This is a genomic window from Campylobacter sp. TTU-622 (assembly GCF_016598965.1).
Lineage (GTDB): Bacteria > Campylobacterota > Campylobacteria > Campylobacterales > Campylobacteraceae > Campylobacter_D.
In genome coordinates, this window is the sequence record NZ_JAENKR010000129.1 from 1 (window position 1) to 2,344 (window position 2,344).

The 2,344-nt window shown below is 20.9% G+C and carries 2 protein-coding genes; both read left to right on the plus strand.

Annotated elements, in window-relative coordinates; genetic code table 11:
- Positions 1-557 precede the first annotated feature (557 nt).
- Positions 558-1,481, plus strand: a complete 924-nt coding sequence (locus JG677_RS08905) for a P-loop NTPase fold protein (RefSeq protein ID WP_234284668.1) — start codon at positions 558-560, stop codon at positions 1,479-1,481.
- Positions 1,482-1,501: 20 nt separating this feature from the next.
- Positions 1,502-2,242, plus strand: coding sequence for a hypothetical protein (locus JG677_RS08910; RefSeq protein ID WP_234126478.1), 741 nt, complete (start codon positions 1,502-1,504; stop codon positions 2,240-2,242).
- Positions 2,243-2,344: the final 102 nt, after the last annotated feature.

A 2,344-nucleotide genomic window follows, 5' to 3' on the forward strand; every position in this document is an offset into this window, starting at 1 on the left:
TTTTTAATAAGAAGTAAAAGATATTTATTACATATTATTATAAAAACAAATAGTAAAAGATATCCATTTAAGTAAGTTAAGGTTATTAGGTTAAATTAAAAAATGATATAAAAAGTGTGAGGGGTATTTTAAAAAAATATGTAACTATCTCTAAATAATTTTAGCAAAAATCCCAAATAATAGCTCCTTAAAGCATATAAAAATAACTTTTTATCTTTCCTAATTTAAATTGTAAAATATCCCAAATATCCTAAAATGTTTTTATCCCAAGATAGTGATTAAATGCTGTTTAAAAGGCAGATAAAATCGAGGTTTGATTTTAAATTTTATATCCCAAAAATGTTTTTTGCTCTTTAAGATAGTTACATTTTTACTTAAAATAAACTTATATTTTATTATTTGTGTAACTATCTTTATAAAACACTATATAATCATAATTTAACCACTTTTTATATAAAAATAGTATGTAACTATCTATAGTTTTAAGTTTTGGAAGATAGTTACATAGAAAACTTAATATTATTGTAAAATTAGATAATTATTTTATGGAGCACATAATGAATAAAATTGATAAAATCGCCAATTTTTTAAATAGTAAATCTAAAAAGTGTTTAGCTATAAATGGATCTTGGGGTATAGGTAAAACATATCTTTGGAAACAAGTTGAAAAAGAAATTACCTTAAACTTTGATAATAAAAAAGTCATTTATGTAGATCTTTTTGGTAAAGAAAACTACAAACAAATATTAGAAGAAATAATTTTAAAGCTACATGGAAATTACAATAAAATTATAAATATTTTTACACAAATTGCTTTTAGGATTGCTAAATTTAAATCTGCTGGAATAGTCGATATTAATTCTGGTGCTATTTTTTCTTTTTTAAAGAAAGAAGATTTTAAAAATATTATTGTGTGTTTTGATAATGTAGAAAGAAGATCTGATAAACTTTCTTTAAAAGAAATTCTAGGACTTGTAAATTTACTCAAAGAAGATAAAGAATGTAATGTTGTTATGATTTTTCATATAGATGAATTAGAAGAACAAAACAATAATTTAACTGCAAACAACAAAGAAGAAGCTAAACAAGGTAATAGTGAAAACTGGTACCAAACTTACAAAGAAAAAGTTATCGATTATGAGATTAATATAGATGATAATAGCGAAGTGGCTAAGAATATTATTTCTAATAAAATAGAATGTGATAAAGAAATACAAAATATAATTTTTGAATGTTATCAAAATTCATGTAATAATAATTTACGATTACTATTACGCTTTATAGAACATATAATTTATTTTAATAAAGAATGCTTTATGAAAATCAAAAAAGAAGATTATAGTAATGAAATATTTTTTGGCGGACTGAAAATGTATTATGATATTTTGTTAAATCATATCAAAAAATATTATTCTTATAATACTAATGAAAACCAATCTCGAACTATATTAAAAAATATTTTGAAGATCTTTGTTATTTAAATCAAGATGATTTAGATACTTTGAAATTTCATTTTGAAAGTGACTTAAAAGAAGAGGCTAGAATTTATTTTGATAAATGTAGAGATAAATATTTATATAGTAATTTAAATGATATAGATTTTGCAAAGTATATAAAAGATTTGTTTCCAAAATTTAAAAATTATATATACGGCAATGGAGCTTATTCTTCTATTTCTTACTATCAATATTTTTTTATTATTTACAAAAAAATAACAGGCAAAGAATTAAATTGTAAAAAAGATATTGAAAAATTTGTTATTAAAGAATTGGTCGAATATAAAATTAATATATCAGACCGCTATGATCCATTTTATAGTGATATTTATCAACAGATAGAAGAAATGATAGAGGAAAATGAAGAATATAAAAATTATTATAAAGAATTGCAAAATGAAAAATATCAAAATATAGATATTGATTTATTTTTAGACAATCTTTCATCGGATGAAATTAGAGAAACATTTTATTCTGATACAATTAAGCAATATAACGATTTTGAAATTGAAAGCATAGTAAAGTCTTTTCAAGCAAATAGTGATTTTTATCATGAATTTTTTATCTTTTTTTCTAGTGCAATGGATGTAAAAAAACAAGAAGAATATGATCGTAATGATAATTTATTTCAAGCCTATTTAGATTTTTTAGAATTAGATGAAAATAAAATTAAAAAGGAAAAAATTCTTAAAACTCTTGAGCGTCAAGAGCATAATTGTTTTTTATTGCAAATACTTAAAACCTAACCTTTCAAAATAAAATATTTTCTTTGCTTTTTAATATTTTGTTTTGTGTTTAAATTCTTTGAAATTAAAACAAATTATTAAAATGCAAATGCAAGAAGTGAT